The organism is Flavobacterium pectinovorum (assembly GCF_006438875.1).
GTDB classification, from domain to species: Bacteria; Bacteroidota; Bacteroidia; order Flavobacteriales; family Flavobacteriaceae; genus Flavobacterium; species Flavobacterium pectinovorum_A.
The window spans coordinates 132,902-148,160 of record NZ_RCZH01000014.1 but is presented as its reverse complement, the minus strand read 5'-3'; the positions used below and the strand labels follow the sequence as shown (position 1 = coordinate 148,160).

Genomic DNA, 15,259 nt, shown 5'->3' with positions numbered 1-15,259 from the left:
GGTTTTGGATGATATTATAAATATTCTACAATCTAAATAGTGAAAAGAGGTATTTGTCTACTAATTAGATAGATTAAAGAATAAAATGCAAATGTAATTGTAAATAATCAAAATTGATTTATAAAACTGTATTATTTATAAGTTCAACGTGTCAATTTTCAAGTTTAATGAAATATCTTTGCGTAAAATTTAAAAAGAAAAAAAATGAAATTACGATTATTACTTTTTTTGTGTGCTATTACATTTAACGGATTTTCGCAAAATAACGTATTGGTTTTTCAATCAGATTTTGGTTTGAAAGATGGAGCAGTATCTGCTATGAAAGGGGTTGCAATGGGAGTTTCAACCGATTTGAAAATATTTGATGTAACACATGAAATCCCGGCATTTAATATTTGGGAAGCTGCATATCGTTTGTCTCAAACAGCTCAATATTATCCTGCAGGAACTGTTTTTGTTTCGGTTTGTGATCCGGGAGTAGGAACTTCAAGACATTCAGTTGTTCTATTGACCAAATCAGGACATTATTTTGTAACTCCGGATAACGGAACTTTAACCTTAATCGCAGAACAATTAGGGATTCAGGAAGTTCGTGAAATTGATGAAGTAAAAAACCGTCGTCAGAATTCAAATGAATCATATACATTTCATGGTCGTGATGTTTACGCTTTTACCGGAGCCCGTTTAGCATCAAAAACAATTACTTTTGAAGAAGTTGGACCAAAATTGCCAAATGAAGTTGTAAAAATCGAATACCAAAAACCGGTTTTCGAAAAAGGAATTATCAAAGGCGGAATTCCAATTTTAGACATTCAATACGGAAACGTGTGGACAAATGTTGATAAAAAGACATTTGCAAATTTAGATTTGAAAGCCGGAGACCTGGTTAAAATCCAAATTTTCAACGGAACTAAAAAAGTATACGACGGAAAATTAAAACTGGTACACACCTTCGGAGAAGTTCCGGTTGGTACTGATGTTTGCTACTTTAACAGCCTTTTGAATTTCTCATTGGCAGTAAATCAAGGCAGTTTCTCTGAAAAATATAAAATATACAGTGGAGCAGATTGGAGTATTTTGCTTAGCAAATAGTTTACTACTTTGAATGTAAAAATAAAAAACCGCCCAATTAGGCGGTTTTTGTTATATATAAACTTTGTGGCTTCGTGCCTTTGTGGCAAGAAACCTTTTTTTACAAATTAAAAGAAGCTCCTAGACTGAAAGTAGTCTGGTTATTCAAATGATCAAATACACCATCATTATTACCATATTTTGCGATTGGGAATCCAATTTCTGTGAAAACACCAAATCCTTCAGTAAAGAAATAACGACCACCAACGTGACCACCAAAATTATGTAATCCTAAACTTAAACCTGGATAAACGTCTAGTTGGTCAACCCCAATAACGCTGCTTAAATTTGCATTAATTCTTGCTTTAGCATCAAAACGGTCACTAAAATCCGGTTTTTGGTCATAATATGGAGTTGGGTTATTGTGATAGAAACCATTAAAATTATCAACGCCTAATAAATAATTAGCAACAAAACCAAAAGAGAAATTTTCCCCTAAACCAAAATCAACTGATCCCTGAATTCCTGAACCACCGTCTTGAAGATTAGCGCCGACATTAACTTTAATATCTCCTTTTCCTTTAAAAGCTTGTTGTGCTTGTGTAATTCCAAATGATACCAAAAACAAAAGTGTGATGATCTTTTTCATAAACTTAAATATTAATAATTTTTAAAGTGCAAAAATAGTTTTTTACGGACTAATTCCTACCTTTTTCGTCAAAATACAATTCGCTTAAAGGATCGCTTTGCCAGAATTCCTTGGTTTCAACGTTCATTATTGTCAGCGGACCTTTAAAAGCCGCACCTGTATCGACATTCCAAACATTGGCTTTTTGTACCGGAACTGTTTCACCAATTCTGGTTACGGGAGTATGTCCAATAAAGATTTCTTTGTATAACGTGAAACGTTTAGGATAAAACATATCGCCTTCTTTCAGGTTTGGGTCTAAAGAAAGTGCCGTTTCCCAAAGGGTTCTGTCCCAGAAAAATAGCTTAGGAAAATATTCGTATGTGATACCATTTACGTTTGTAAAACCGGCATGAATATACAATCGGTTGTCAGTGTCCAGATAGTAATCTTCCAGTGATTCTAAAAACGCAATATGAATTTTGATTGTTTCGGCACTTACTTTTTCGTAAGCCGTTACAGTTGCTTCACCACCGTGTTTATACCAGGAAGTTTCGTCAATTTCTTCGGTTTCATTTCTAAACCACGACAATAATAAATCATCATGATTTCCTTTAATGCAAATACAATTCTGTTTGCTTTTTAAGTCAATTAGGTAATCAATTACTTGTGGCGACTGGCTCCATCCATCCACATAATCGCCTAAAAATATAAGAGTATCTTCAGTAGTAATTTGGGCTCTTTTCATCACTTGCTCAAGTGCGAGTAATCCACCGTGTATGTCGCCTATAACAAATGTTCGCATTTTATTTTATTTCGTGTAGAAGTACAAAAATAAAGAAAATGATTTGTTTGAGATCATTAAGTTGAGAATCTTTAAAATTTGATACTATTTATAACTATATCGACGTTCTTTTTATTGCTTTTACTGCTTAAATTTGCATAATGTCAGATGCGCCTACATATCGAAAAATTATCCACATTGACATGGATGCTTTTTATGCTTCGGTAGAGCAGATGGATAATCCGGCTTTACGCGGAAAACCTGTTGCTGTTGGTGGTTCAGAGAATAGAGGAGTAGTTTCGGCAGCTAGTTACGAAGCGCGAAAATTTGGTGTTCGAAGTGCTATAAGTGGTGTTTTGGCAAAAAAGTATTGTCCCGAAATTATTTTTGTCCGTCCAAGATTTGATCGCTACAAAGAGATTTCGAATAAAATTCATGCAATCTTTCACGATTATACAGATTTGGTTGAGCCACTTTCGCTTGACGAGGCATATCTTGATGTAACACAAAATAAAAAAGGAAATCCAAGTGCGAGTTTATTGGCGCAGGAAATCAGAATGCGAATTTTGAATGAAGTCGGAATTTCTGCTTCGGCTGGAATTTCAATTAATAAATTTGTTGCTAAAATTGCCAGCGACATCAACAAACCAAACGGACAAAAAACGGTAAACCCAGATGAAGTTGAAGCTTTTCTGGAAGAATTGCCCATCAGAAAATTTTATGGCGTTGGAAAAGTGACCACCGAAAAAATGTACCAATTAGGAATTTTTACAGGAACGGATCTTAAAAGTAAAACAGAGGAATTTCTCGAAAAGCATTTCGGAAAATCGGGAACTTTTTATTATAAAGTTGTTCGCGGAATTCATAATAGCGAAGTAAAATCAGACCGTATTACCAAATCTGTCGCGGCGGAACATACTTTTGACGTGAATTTATCTTCGGAAATTTTTATGCTGGAGCAACTCGATAAAATTGCCACTTCATTAGAAAGACGTTTAAAAAAACATAATATATCCGGAAAAACAGTAACGCTTAAAATTAAATACAGCGATTTTACGCAACAAACAAGAAGTAAGACATTGCCTTATTTTATTTTAGATAAAAGTCTGATTCTCGAAACAGTAGAAGAATTACTGTATCAGGAGCGAATGAGAGATTCTGTCCGATTGCTCGGAATTTCTTTAAGCAATTTAAATACCGAAGAAAAGAAAGCTGTTGTTGTACAGCTTAAATTTGCCTTTTGATTCGATTAATCTATCGTTAAATCGCAATTTTTATTATTTTGTGACGAATTTTCTTTCTATCTTTGAAAGAAGCGTTATCTAACATGAATCATTTATAATGAAAGCCAATAAATTTGAAGAAGTTTCCAATCGACATTCACTGCCTATTATGGCATGGGAATTTCATTGTGAATATTTGAAAGAATTGAAAGCCGGTTTGACTGATTTAAAGAAAATGAAAAAGATTTCGGAGCAATTTGCCTGGAATGACGTTAATTTGGATATTAAAGACAGGATTCAGGATGAAGTTGTCTTAGTGACCGATTTGGATCTGAAAATTATTTTTGCTTCAAATAAGATCAAAAGAATGACAGGTTATAAAGAAGAAGAAGTTCTGGGTAAAACACCAAGAATGTTTCAGGGACCAACAAGTTGTAAAACTGTTATCGAAGAAATGAGAGAAGCAATTAAGTTGCAGATCCCGTTTGAAAAAACAATTCAGAATTATAGAAAAGACGGAAGAATCTATAAATGTATAATTAATGCTTCTCCGGTTTTTAATCTAAAAGGTAAAATAACACATTTTATAGCTTTCGAAAAAGAAGTTGCATAAGGTTTGACTGTAACGTTTTTGCCACGAAGACGCAAAGTCGCAAAGATAATTTAATATAAGAAGCAAAAAAACCGTCCATCTGGACGGTTTTTGTATGAAAACTTGTGTCTTAGTGTCTTTGTGGCTAACTCCGATCCTATAAATTTTCAAAGAAATCATTGCCTTTATCGTCAGTAATAATAAAAGCAGGGAAATCTTTAACGGTGATTTTTCTAACAGCTTCCATTCCTAATTCTTCAAAATCAACAACTTCAACTTTTAAAATATTATCCTGAGCAAGAATTGCTGCAGGGCCACCAATTGAACCCAAGTAGAATCCGCCATATTTATGACAGGCATCCGTAACTTGTTTGGTACGATTTCCTTTTGCAAGCATAATCATACTTCCGCCATGTTTCTGGAATTCATCTACATAAACATCCATACGTCCTGCAGTTGTTGGTCCAAAACTTCCTGAAGCCATTCCTTCGGGAGTTTTTGCAGGTCCGGCGTAATACACAGGATGATTTTTAAAATATTCCGGCATTGGTTTTCCGGCTTCCAGTAATTCCATGATTTTTGCGTGAGCAATATCACGGGCAACAATTACGGTTCCGTTTAATTTTAAACGAGTTTTAATTGGATATTGACTCAATTTAGCCAAAATATCAGCCATTGGCATATCCAGGTCAATTTCGACAGGAGCTTCTAGATGTGGAGCAGTTTCCGGTAAAAATTGTTTTGGATTAACTTCTAATTGCTCAACGAAGATTCCGTCTTTAGTGATTTTTCCTTTGATGTTTCTATCAGCAGAACAAGAAACTCCCAGTCCAACCGGACAAGAAGCTGCGTGACGAGGCAAACGAATTACACGAACATCATGTGTGAAATATTTCCCTCCAAATTGAGCACCAATCGCACTTTCCTGACAGATTTTCTGAACTTTTGCTTCCCATTCTATATCGCGAAAAGCCTGACCAGCCATATTTCCTGAAGTAGGCAAATGATCATAATATCCGGCAGAAGCCTTTTTAACCGCACTTAGATTCGCTTCCGCAGAAGTTCCTCCAATTACTAAAGCCAAGTGATAAGGCGGACAAGCTGAAGTTCCTAAATCTTTGATTTTTGCACGAACAAAAGCATCCATAGATTTTTCGTTCAATAAAGACTTCGTTTGTTGGTATAAGTATGTTTTATTAGCAGATCCACCACCTTTTGCCATGAACAGAAACTCATATGAAGTTCCTTTTTTTGCATAAATATCAATTTGCGCCGGAAGATTAGAACCTGAATTCTTTTCTTCAAACATCGAAATCGGAACAATTTGTGAGTAACGCAGATTACGTTTTTGGTAGGTATTGAAAATTCCTCTGCTCAACCATTCAGCGTCATCAACACCTGTAAAGATGCTTTCTCCTTTTTTGGCCATTACAATTGCAGTTCCGGTATCCTGGCAGCTTGGCAATTGACCTTCGGCAGCAACAGAAGCATTTTGAAGTAAGTTATAAGCAACAAAACGATCATTGTCCGTAGCTTCAGGATCGTCAAGAATTTTACGTAGTTTTTGCAAATGTGTCGTTCTTAACATGAACGAAACATCTGTTAAGGCTTCTTCTGCCAATAATTCTAGTGCTTTTGGGTCAACGGTCAAAACTTCGCGTTCTCCAAACTGCTCAACTTTTACAAAATCAGAAGTAATTTTGCGGTACTGCGTATCATCCTTTAAAATAGGATAAGGGTCTTGGTATATAAAATCAATCATTGCTTTGTTTTTTACAAAGTTAGAAATTATTTACCTAAGAAAGAATTTGAATAAGCGCTGTTTTTATGTGTTTATTTCTGATTGTGAAAAGCATCAAAACTCATTTTTTTCTCGAAATAAGTTTTGTCTTTTGCCGAAAGAAGTTCCTTTTTGTAGCTATTTCCGCTTAAGCGAAAAACTATCGAATCAGAATGAGTAACCGTTCCCATATTTTCATCGTTATCATCCGGTTCAAACGAAACAGTTTTGCAATAAAAAGACTCGGGATTGGCTTTCGCCGAAGGATTTTCGAATTCGACCCAGCTTCCCCAACCACTATCTGTCATAGAATCCCATTGATGAACGAGCTGCAAATCATTAGTTTTTAAATAATACAAATAGTTACTTTGCATATAACCGCAAGCAGGATATCCAAAACTAATCTGAACAAACGAAGAGTTTTTGGCTGTAGCCGAAGTCAATCCGTAAGAAGCTCCCCATTCTGATCCTTTTTCAATTCCTTTAATTGTAATTTTAGAAGAAGCAGTTTTGGTTTTATTCTGATAAAAATCAAGTTGATATTTTGCTGTTACAATACTGTCTTTATCTGCTTTTTGACCCACAAGATTTGCCAGAATATAACTGTTTGCAGCACTTTCTTCGCCTTCTGTAATTGATATTGTGTCGGTCTTTAAGAATTTTTCCGGAACAGCAACTACGGTTTTGGTTTTATTTTCTGGTGTTATACTTGTTATTTGTGATTCTGATTTTGGTTTTTGACAACCCATTAAAATGCATAGAATAAAGAGGTATTGTGGTTTCATTACGGTGTGGTATTTATAAATTCATTTTGTATTAAACTGGACTAAAGTCCAGCTCTACAATATAATTTGTTCCTTCGGAACTTCGAAAAATGGATTTTGGCTTATGAATGTTTTTATTTTGATCAAAAATATAATTTGTTTTTTCCACAACTCCAAAAAAGAGCCATCGGCTCGAACCATATTGTAGGGCTGGACTTCAGTCCAGTTTATGTAAAGATTGGTTATATTAAATTTTCAAATACAAATCTTTTATCAAATTCAACATTGTATTTATTTAAAAAAGACGAATATTCATCTTTGAAATTTTGTTTTTTATGATGTGCTTCTTGATTAGCAATGTATTTATATACGGCATCAATGTGGGATTTACTATAGGAGAAAACACCATAACCTTCCTGCCATTCAAATTTGCATTTTGTTAATTGATTGATCATTTATAAACCTTGAAGATTTTCCTTTTACAACTTTCATTAAATCTGAAATAGAAATTGTTGGTTTAAGGCCTAAAAGACAATGAATATGATCTTCTGTTCCATTTACTATAATGGTTTTACAACCTGTTTCATTTATTAAATTTCCAATTACACTTAGTATTTTAGATTTACATTCATCTGTGATAAGTGCCTCTCTGTATATTACTGCAAAAATTGCTTGAATGTAAACCTGATGAAATGTATTTGACATTTGATATGTATTATTTTAAACGATTATTTCGTTTTACAATAATACAAAATATTCTTACAAAATATTGAATTTGTTCTTACGTTTAAACCGGATTAATGCAGAAGTTTCGGGACGGCCCTACAATATGATTCGTTCCTCCGGAACTTTAATAAATTGTCTTCAAATGATATATGCTTTTTTTCGTTTTTTACAAAATTTCAAAATAAAGAGCCAACGGCTCGATTTATATTATAGGGCTGGACTTCAGTCCAGTTTAAATTATGTAATGATTTAAAAAAACCACGTAGCCACAAAAATTGCCGTAATTACACAAATTACATCCACCAAAAGCATCGTCCCCAAAGCATAACGCGTATTCTTTATATTAACAGAACCAAAATAAACAGCAATTACATAAAAAGTGCTTTCGGCACTACATTGAAAAATGCTGCTCAATCTTCCCGTTAAGGAATCAGCACCAAAAGTATTCATCGAGTCAATTAAAAATCCACGTGATCCAGCCGAACTAAAAGGTCTGAGCATTGCTACGGGTAACGCATCCGTAATTTGTTTGTTAACTCCCATATTTGAGAAAACAAAAGCAATTCCATCACTTATGATTTCGAATAAACCACTGTTTCTGAATAGAGAAATAGCAACTAACATTCCTAAAACGTAAGGGAAAATGGTAACTCCCGTTTTAACACCATTATTTGCTCCAACTACGAAAGCATCAAAAACGGTCGTGTTTGCGTCTGTAAATTTCTTTTCATGTATGAAAGAGAAAATTAATGTCGAACCGATAATTCCAACTAAGATTAATCCGGAAAGGTTAGCTGTGAAATAGTTTTTTCCAATTAAGTCCAAATGGTTTACATACATCAACAAACCAACAATGGCGGCGATTAATACCATTAAGGCGATAACAAGTGAAGCACTTTTGAAATTGATTTTTTGTTTGATTCCAACAATTAGGAAAGCCGCAATTGTACCAATAAAAGAAGTTATAATACACGGAAGCATAACATCTGCTGGATTACTTGCATTTGCAGCAGCGCGATAACCAATAATCGAAGTTGCGATTAAAGTCAGACCAGAAGCATGAAGACACATAAACATAATTTGCGCATCACTGGCTTTGTCTTTGTCGGGATTTATTTCCTGTAAACTTTCCATTGCTTTTAAACCAAACGGCGTTGCAGCTGAATCTAATCCTAAGAAATTTGCAGCAAAATTTAAGGTCATATAGGAGATCGAAGGATGGTTTTTAGGAATACTTGGAAACACTTTTACAAAAACCGGACTTAGTGCTTTAGCCAGTTTTCCCGAAACTCCGGAGATGATTAAAAGCTCCATCAATCCGCAGAAAAATGCCAAATAGGCCATAAGTGGCAAAATCAAATCCATCAATGTGGTTTTGCAGGTAGGCAATAAACCGTCTGATTTTTGAACACCGCTATAAATTTTTACGGTTTTGTTTTTATAAACGTAAGTTGTATCAGGATTTAGCGTATCACGATTGATAATCATCGTTTGATCCGGTGCTTTTTTGATACTGTCTTTGATAAAAGCAGGAAGTTGTTCAGCATATTTTTCAGAAACCAGAATAGGATCGTCTTTTTTTCCATTCAAAACATAATCAATGGTATAAGTATTGGCAGTAAACAAGCTGATTATAATAAAGATAATCGACGAAATAAAAATAGTTAACCAAAATCTACTTAATACCATAGCGCTGTTTTTTTTGTAAATGTAATTATTTAGCAATAAAATGCATAAAGAATTTAATGCCGAAACGAGAAGTATTTGATTGAAATTGTAATTTTTCAGCCATCGAATTAAATTATGTCGATTCTACTTTAACAAATACTCATAACCGTGTTATTAATATAACGCCCCGATGGGGCTTGAAAATCAATCATCTATTCTTATGCTATAAATATTGCACTCCTAACGGAGTTTTCTTAAGCCATGGAAGGGCGTTATATTTATAGAAACGTTGTATATTGTTTCTAACAGCTCCATTGGAGCGATATACAAGGATTCGGGAATTAATTTATTCGATAACAATTTTTGTCTCCAGATAGTTTTCAAAAGCTTTAATCCCTTCAAACAGAATTTCTTTTTTATGACTTTCGGTTTCATGAAAAAATTGCGTTTCTATTTTGGCATGATCTTTTTTAATCGTTTTTTTCCAGGTTCCAATAACTTTTCCGTTTTCGAGAATAATGGGTTTAAAGATTCCATTATTGGTAAAAGCTTTAGATTGATGTTCCAAAAGAATAGAAGCTTCACGGGTTTTATAAGAAATTAAAATCTCATCAAAAGCTGGAAGAAAATGTACGCTTTCGCGGAAATTGTAATCTGTAGAAATATCATTTCCAAACCAATATTTCTGGTTTTCAATCTCAACAGAATTCAATTGCAACTCTATTGCATTAATAGCCAATTTGCAGGTAGTTGGAGGAAAACCGGACCACCACGAGAAATCTAATAACGTTGCGGGACCATGACTTTCAAAATATCGGAGGGCTAATTTAGCCAAACCTTCTTCTTTTGTTAGTTTGCTTTTGGGCTTAGAAACTCTTTCCTCGAGTAGGGCATAAGTGATTTGTTTACCTTTCATTTTACCATTACAAACCAAACCATCCAATTCGGCATTCATCATAATTGCAGCGCTTAAAAAATCATCGTTGGAACTTTTTTTAATGTTGAGTTCCTGCATGATTTCCTCCCGAGTCAAATGATTGTTTCCGGAAAGTAGTTTTTCGATTTGTGCACTAGCCTCATTTAGTTTTTTGGCATCATAACCGTATTTTTTGGCAGCAGAAGTGGTAAAGCGTTTGACTTGTGGAGCCGAAAGATCCAGCATCCAATAAATATCATCGGCAGCAACAAAATGCCAGGTTGGTCTTAGAATATGAGTTCTGATTATTTTGGCTGAGTTTATAGCTTCTTCAATCTCTTTTTCAGAAGAATCACAACGAGAACCAATCGCCCATTTTGCCATTGCATAATCCTGTGCCTGCATCGCGCCCAAATGCTGCACAATTTCTTGTGGCAAACATTGCGTTGTTTTATAAAGCTTTTGCGAAGCCAGTCTGTAATGTGAGATTTCCTGATGTGTCATTTTCTAAAACATTATTTTAACCATATAAGTTATATAAGTTCATTTTAGCTTTGTTCCTTAGTTCCTCTGAACCTTTGTACCTTTAGTTAAACATGAATAATTTCATCATCAATTAAAAGATCTTCACGACGTAAGCGCAGGAAAACCTGTGCTACGGCGATAGTATCTTTTTCGCAATAGGTTATAATTCTATCGATATCTTTTTCAACATAATAAACGTGACCAACCTGACTTCCGTCGATATCGCCTTTTGGCGATGGAACCCCAAGAATCTTAGTCAGTAATTTTAAAGATGTAAAGTGCTTATAATCGCCAAACTTCCATAATTCTAAAGTATCCAAATGCGGAATTTCCCAAGGTTTTTTTCCAAATAGATTCAGTTTGTCCGGAATAGCAATTTGGTTAATAATCATTCTTCTTGCAATAAACGGAATATCAAATTCCTTCGCATTGTGTCCGCATAAAAGATGTTGCGGTTGACTAAAATGATTGTTCAGTAAATTATTAAAGTCTTTTAAAATCTTCTTTTCATCGCCAAAGAACGATGTCACACGAAAATTTCTGACATCGCCTTTAATTGTGAAATATCCGACCGAGATACAAATGATTTTTCCAAATTCGGCCCAAATTCCGGCACGATCATAAAATTCTTCCGGAGTAAAATCGTCTTTCCTTTGATATTGCGTTTTATGGTCCCAAAGCGATTGCATTTCCGCGTCAAGCGAATTGAAGTTTTCTTCTTCAGGAACGGTTTCTATATCCAGAAACAGAATGTTGTTGAGATTTAATTTTTCGATCATAATTTTTTACCACGAATTGCACGGATTAGCACTAATTCTTTGTGTAGATAAATGTACACAAATTCACTTTAAAATAAGAAATTACTTATAAATTAAAAAGAAGGATCTTTTGTCACGAATTTCACTAATTTTCGCTAATTCCTAGTTTGTTAGCAACTAATTTTAATTTGTGTTAATTAGTGAAATTCGTGGCAAAAAAACTAAAACAAACTTTGTTGCGTTGTTGGGTTCTCATGTTCAAGCAACCATTTTTTGCGTGGCAAACCTCCGGCATAACCCGTTAAAGAACCATTTGTGCCAATTACACGATGACATGGAACGACAATCCAAAGTGGATTTTTGCCATTTGCCGATGCTACGGCGCGAATTGCTTTTATATCACCCAGTTTTTTAGTCTGATCCATGTAGCTTATCGTTTTTCCGTATGGAATTTCTAATAGTGATTTCCATACTTTCTGTTGAAAATCGGTTCCTTTTGGATTTAGTTTGAAATTGAAATCGGTTCTTTTTTTATCAAAATATTCCTGAAGCTGGAAAACGGCTTCTTTCAAAACATCCGGAATCTCCTTCGAAACTTCATTTATTCCAACATCAGAAACAGAAATTACAGAAACACCATCTTCATCTCCAATGATTTTGGTGATTCCTAAAGGCGAATTGATATAAGCTATTTCCATAGTTTTAGTTATAGCCACAAAGTTCGCAAAGATTTTTGTTTTAAACTATATAAATGATGTAAGTAAATTGAAGTTTTGTTTCAATTCTACCAGCCACCGCCTCCACCGCCACCGCCTCCGCCACCGGAGCTTCCACCACCAGAACTTCCGCTGCTGGAAGAACTCGAAGATGAAGTATAAGAATCATAAAAGTGGGTTATGTTTTGATACGAAAAACCAACAGAACCATCGCTTGTTTTGATCCAGTTACTGGTATAGTTCAAACTTTTTAAGGCATCGGCGAATTTTAGATTCCATTCTTCTTCTATTCCCAATGCAAAGGCGTACGGTAAATTTTCTTCGTAAGCGCCTATAATATTGGTACTTTGTTCTACAGGATAATTAAGTAATTGCTGTTTGAATTTTTCAATTTGAACTTTTGTAATAATTCCCAGTTGAGTATAAGAATTAATCAGGCTTAGGAATACTGCAAACCCTGTTAGTATTAAAAATATAACCAATGCATTTAGAGCCGAATAGTTTTTGTCGACATTTATGGCGAAAAAAGAAGCATAAGTAAAAACGGCTGTAAAAATCGCTATAACAATACACGGAATTGCTACAGCTGGCTGTCTTTTCATGAATGATCGTATAATTACGATAATCAGGATTGCAGTAAGATTAAGAGTTGTAAAACCAACAATAACAAAGATCAAAGCTGTACCCGCTGTTAAATAAGTGTACCCGGCAATTGCTGCAATTGTAATTAGTGTTCCTATCAAAATTTGTTTGAGATTGCTTAAAAAGTAATCTTTTAAATTGTGCTGATTCTTAAGTGATTTTTCAAGTACTGTTTCGGCTTGACTAAAAGTGGTGTAGGATTTAGAATTGATGGCAAAAGTGTCACTTTCCTTAAATAATACATCTAAAACCGCATTTTCTTCCTGCGGTACATTTGTCGTCTTTGAGCCTTTTACCAGATAATACTCGAATTCGTCTCTCCAGGTTTGAAATCCGTTACCGGTAATTTCTATTGCACCTTTGATCGAAAGACTAATTATTGCTACCAAAAGTGTTTTGGAATCAGAATATCTCTCTTTTATATATTGCAGTGAAGTAGGCGTATAACGCTTTTTTATATCAATGAATTGATTGCTTTCATTTGAAACTAAAGGATCTTCTCCATACCTTTTCCATGAAAAATAATAAAAAAGTAAGCAAATTGAAACGGCTAGAAATGCTAAAAGTAATTTTTGTGCAGAGAGAAATTCCTCTATTTTATAATGTGGCAAAAAGAACGGTTGATGAATAATTCCTTTTGGAAATCCTACCGCTACAGTAAAACCTTCTTCTTTTTTTAGATTTTTCGAAGTAAAATAAACTGAATTTCCACCAATTTTTGAATTACAGTCACTTTCTTTTGATCCTAAAACGCCAGTATAACAATGAGTTTGTAATGCCGATGTTCCGCTTGGTAAAATTACTTTTGCAGAGACATTTTCGATATCAAATTGCCAATAGTTTCCAGTTACATTCCAATAAACCTCGTCAAAATTGTCATAAGAATGTATTTGAGCTTCAACTTCGTAAATCAGTTTGTACGTGTAAGTTCCTTCGCTTAGAGAAATATCTTTATCGCCGATATAGATCTTGAAATTTTCGCCATCTACATCTATGTGATAAGGTTCTTTAATCCAGTCTTTTGTAACATCCAAAACTGTATAAAAATTATTTCTGGAAACCTTCGAAGAATAGTTTTTCATCGGAAGTTGACGAAAGATACCGTGATCTATTTCTTGTTGTGCGGCATAAACTGTAATCGTTTCGGTAACAACAATGTTTCCGTTTTCCTTAACCAGAATATCAGCGTGAAATTGTTTTATTCTTTCCGTACGTTCCTTTTCTTCTGTAATTGTTGAATCAGTTTGACCAAAACAATGCGTTAACGAAAGTAATAAAAAGCTGAAAGTAAATATAAACCTGAAATGTCTTACCATGAAAAAAGTTATTTTGCGAAGTGAAAATAAGGATTTTCTTTTTAAACCATATAAGTTATATAAGTGAATTTAAGTTTTATCTTTTTAACGCAAAGTTCGCAAAGGTTTTTCGCAAAGTCTGCAAAGTTTGTTTTTATTGCATTTTAGGTTAGAGATCACAAAGCTTTCCGGTTTGATTTTATGAACTTATATAACTTATATGGTTTAATAAGCGTCTAGTTTAAATTGAAAGCTTAACATGTTTTCTATTTTTGCACTTGAAATAGTCTTTTTGATATTCGATTTTTTAGAACTGAATTTCGGTAAAACTAAGTTTCGTTCTTTTGCTTCTTGCGTATAATATTCCTGTCGACTTGGATGAAAAGGCGCTACGGCATTAAAAACTTCATTCCATTTTGATTGATTAATGATTTCTTCAATGATTGTGATGCAATCATTTTGATGAATTAAATTTATTGGTGCATCCGGATTTTCAAGGTTTTCTTTTCCTGCAAGAAATTTTACGGGATGACGGTCTTCTCCAATTAATCCGCCGAAACGTAAAATTGTAGTTTCAAAGTTTTTATTTTTTAGAAGAATCGCTTCCGTTAAAAGCAATTGTTTGCCGCTTTCCGTTTCAGGATTCGGAATTGTATCTTCTGTAATTAATTCGTTTTCATTGCCATAAACTGCAGTTGAACTTACAAAAAGCACTTTTTTTATGGTGGATTTTTCTATAAACGGAATTAGATTTTGAATTTTTTCTACGAAACCCTTTCGGGATGAATCGTCGTTATTTCCTCTTAATTTAGGTGGAATATCAATAATTAGGATTTCGCTTTTAGCTAAAAAAGAATTTATATTTTTAGAAACACTTTCGCTTTCAAGCTTCACCAAAAACGGATTTATACCAGCGTTTTCAAGAATAGAAAGCTTATTTTCAGAAGTCGTAGATCCGTTTACTGAATAACGCTTTTTGGCGATTAAGCTTTTCGCTAAAGGTAAACCCAGCCATCCGCAGCCTAAAATACTTATTTGTGTCATTTTTTATTTTGAAGGTTCAAAGGTACAGAGGTTCAGAGTTACAAAGATTTAAAACTATGTGTTTTTCTTTGCGATTTAGCGCCTTTGGGAGATTATTTTTAAGTTTTTTTGTCTTAAAGAAGAGAAT

14 protein-coding genes are annotated in these 15,259 nt (G+C 34.2%); 3 read left to right on the top strand and 11 right to left on the bottom strand.

Translation table 11 applies throughout. The features are described 5' to 3' along the window. Positions 1-204 precede the first annotated feature (204 nt). The gene (locus EAH81_RS19795; RefSeq protein ID WP_140510425.1) at positions 205-1,092 is read left to right on the top strand and encodes an S-adenosyl-l-methionine hydroxide adenosyltransferase family protein; all 888 of its coding nucleotides are present in this window, start codon (positions 205-207) and stop codon (positions 1,090-1,092) included. A gap of 100 nt (positions 1,093-1,192) precedes the next feature. Here the strand turns inward: EAH81_RS19795 and EAH81_RS19790 are convergent, their stop codons facing one another. Beyond that, positions 1,193-1,720 (bottom strand): DUF6646 family protein, encoded by a 528-nt coding sequence (locus EAH81_RS19790; protein ID WP_140510423.1) that lies wholly within the window; start codon positions 1,718-1,720, stop codon positions 1,193-1,195. A gap of 49 nt (positions 1,721-1,769) precedes the next feature. Beyond that, complete coding sequence (locus tag EAH81_RS19785) at positions 1,770-2,504, bottom strand: metallophosphoesterase family protein (RefSeq protein ID WP_140510420.1); 735 nt, start codon at positions 2,502-2,504, stop codon at positions 1,770-1,772. A gap of 140 nt (positions 2,505-2,644) precedes the next feature. Between EAH81_RS19785 and dinB the strand changes: the two genes are divergently transcribed. Further along, the gene (gene dinB / locus EAH81_RS19780; protein ID WP_140510417.1) at positions 2,645-3,727 is read left to right on the top strand and encodes a DNA polymerase IV; all 1,083 of its coding nucleotides are present in this window, start codon (positions 2,645-2,647) and stop codon (positions 3,725-3,727) included. 97 nt (positions 3,728-3,824) lie between these two features. Then, complete coding sequence (locus EAH81_RS19775; RefSeq protein WP_140510415.1) at positions 3,825-4,319, top strand: PAS domain-containing protein; 495 nt, start codon at positions 3,825-3,827, stop codon at positions 4,317-4,319. A gap of 136 nt (positions 4,320-4,455) precedes the next feature. Here the strand turns inward: EAH81_RS19775 and EAH81_RS19770 are convergent, their stop codons facing one another. From EAH81_RS19770 to EAH81_RS19730, 9 genes are all read right to left on the bottom strand, one after another. Then, complete coding sequence (locus EAH81_RS19770) at positions 4,456-6,060, bottom strand: fumarate hydratase (RefSeq protein WP_140510412.1); 1,605 nt, start codon at positions 6,058-6,060, stop codon at positions 4,456-4,458. Between the two features lie 71 nt (positions 6,061-6,131). Further along, positions 6,132-6,863 carry a hypothetical protein gene (locus tag EAH81_RS19765; RefSeq protein ID WP_140510410.1) on the bottom strand — a complete coding sequence of 244 codons (732 nt, stop codon included), beginning with the start codon at positions 6,861-6,863 and terminating at the stop codon, positions 6,132-6,134. Positions 6,864-7,265: 402 nt separating this feature from the next. Beyond that, positions 7,266-7,547 (bottom strand): IS200/IS605 family transposase, encoded by a 282-nt coding sequence (gene tnpA / locus EAH81_RS27885; protein WP_241676600.1) that lies wholly within the window; start codon positions 7,545-7,547, stop codon positions 7,266-7,268. Positions 7,548-7,817: 270 nt separating this feature from the next. Continuing rightward, a complete protein-coding gene (locus tag EAH81_RS19755) occupies positions 7,818-9,257 on the bottom strand; it encodes a nucleoside recognition domain-containing protein (RefSeq protein ID WP_140510408.1) in 1,440 nt (479 codons plus the stop codon). 325 nt (positions 9,258-9,582) lie between these two features. Further along, positions 9,583-10,656, bottom strand: coding sequence for a winged helix DNA-binding domain-containing protein (locus EAH81_RS19750; protein ID WP_140510405.1), 1,074 nt, complete (start codon positions 10,654-10,656; stop codon positions 9,583-9,585). A gap of 86 nt (positions 10,657-10,742) precedes the next feature. After that, on the bottom strand, positions 10,743-11,456 hold the full coding sequence (locus EAH81_RS19745; protein ID WP_140510403.1) for a 3'-5' exonuclease: 714 nt from the start codon (positions 11,454-11,456) through the stop codon (positions 10,743-10,745). 200 nt (positions 11,457-11,656) lie between these two features. After that, complete coding sequence (locus tag EAH81_RS19740; RefSeq protein WP_140510400.1) at positions 11,657-12,133, bottom strand: methylated-DNA--[protein]-cysteine S-methyltransferase; 477 nt, start codon at positions 12,131-12,133, stop codon at positions 11,657-11,659. A gap of 86 nt (positions 12,134-12,219) precedes the next feature. Beyond that, positions 12,220-14,109 carry a DUF2207 domain-containing protein gene (locus tag EAH81_RS19735; RefSeq protein WP_140510398.1) on the bottom strand — a complete coding sequence of 630 codons (1,890 nt, stop codon included), beginning with the start codon at positions 14,107-14,109 and terminating at the stop codon, positions 12,220-12,222. A gap of 204 nt (positions 14,110-14,313) precedes the next feature. Continuing rightward, the gene (locus EAH81_RS19730; RefSeq protein ID WP_140510396.1) at positions 14,314-15,132 is read right to left on the bottom strand and encodes an NAD(P)H-binding protein; all 819 of its coding nucleotides are present in this window, start codon (positions 15,130-15,132) and stop codon (positions 14,314-14,316) included. Positions 15,133-15,259 lie beyond the last annotated feature (127 nt).

What these genes read in the sequence shown, in the direction of transcription:
- EAH81_RS19795 (WP_140510425.1), top strand. Translation starts at nt 205, where the DNA reads ATGAAATTACGATTATTACTTTTTTTGTGTGCTATTACATTTAACGGA.
- EAH81_RS19745 (WP_140510403.1), bottom strand. Translation starts at nt 11,456, where the DNA reads ATGATCGAAAAATTAAATCTCAACAACATTCTGTTTCTGGATATAGAA.
- EAH81_RS19750 (WP_140510405.1), bottom strand. Translation starts at nt 10,656, where the DNA reads ATGACACATCAGGAAATCTCACATTACAGACTGGCTTCGCAAAAGCTT.
- EAH81_RS19765 (WP_140510410.1), bottom strand. Translation starts at nt 6,863, where the DNA reads ATGAAACCACAATACCTCTTTATTCTATGCATTTTAATGGGTTGTCAA.
- EAH81_RS19785 (WP_140510420.1), bottom strand. Translation starts at nt 2,504, where the DNA reads ATGCGAACATTTGTTATAGGCGACATACACGGTGGATTACTCGCACTT.
- EAH81_RS19755 (WP_140510408.1), bottom strand. Translation starts at nt 9,257, where the DNA reads ATGGTATTAAGTAGATTTTGGTTAACTATTTTTATTTCGTCGATTATC.
- EAH81_RS19775 (WP_140510415.1), top strand. Translation starts at nt 3,825, where the DNA reads ATGAAAGCCAATAAATTTGAAGAAGTTTCCAATCGACATTCACTGCCT.
- EAH81_RS19730 (WP_140510396.1), bottom strand. Translation starts at nt 15,132, where the DNA reads ATGACACAAATAAGTATTTTAGGCTGCGGATGGCTGGGTTTACCTTTA.
- EAH81_RS19790 (WP_140510423.1), bottom strand. Translation starts at nt 1,720, where the DNA reads ATGAAAAAGATCATCACACTTTTGTTTTTGGTATCATTTGGAATTACA.
- dinB (WP_140510417.1), top strand. Translation starts at nt 2,645, where the DNA reads ATGTCAGATGCGCCTACATATCGAAAAATTATCCACATTGACATGGAT.
- EAH81_RS19740 (WP_140510400.1), bottom strand. Translation starts at nt 12,133, where the DNA reads ATGGAAATAGCTTATATCAATTCGCCTTTAGGAATCACCAAAATCATT.
- EAH81_RS19735 (WP_140510398.1), bottom strand. Translation starts at nt 14,109, where the DNA reads ATGGTAAGACATTTCAGGTTTATATTTACTTTCAGCTTTTTATTACTT.
- tnpA (WP_241676600.1), bottom strand. Translation starts at nt 7,547, where the DNA reads ATGTCAAATACATTTCATCAGGTTTACATTCAAGCAATTTTTGCAGTA.
- EAH81_RS19770 (WP_140510412.1), bottom strand. Translation starts at nt 6,060, where the DNA reads ATGATTGATTTTATATACCAAGACCCTTATCCTATTTTAAAGGATGAT.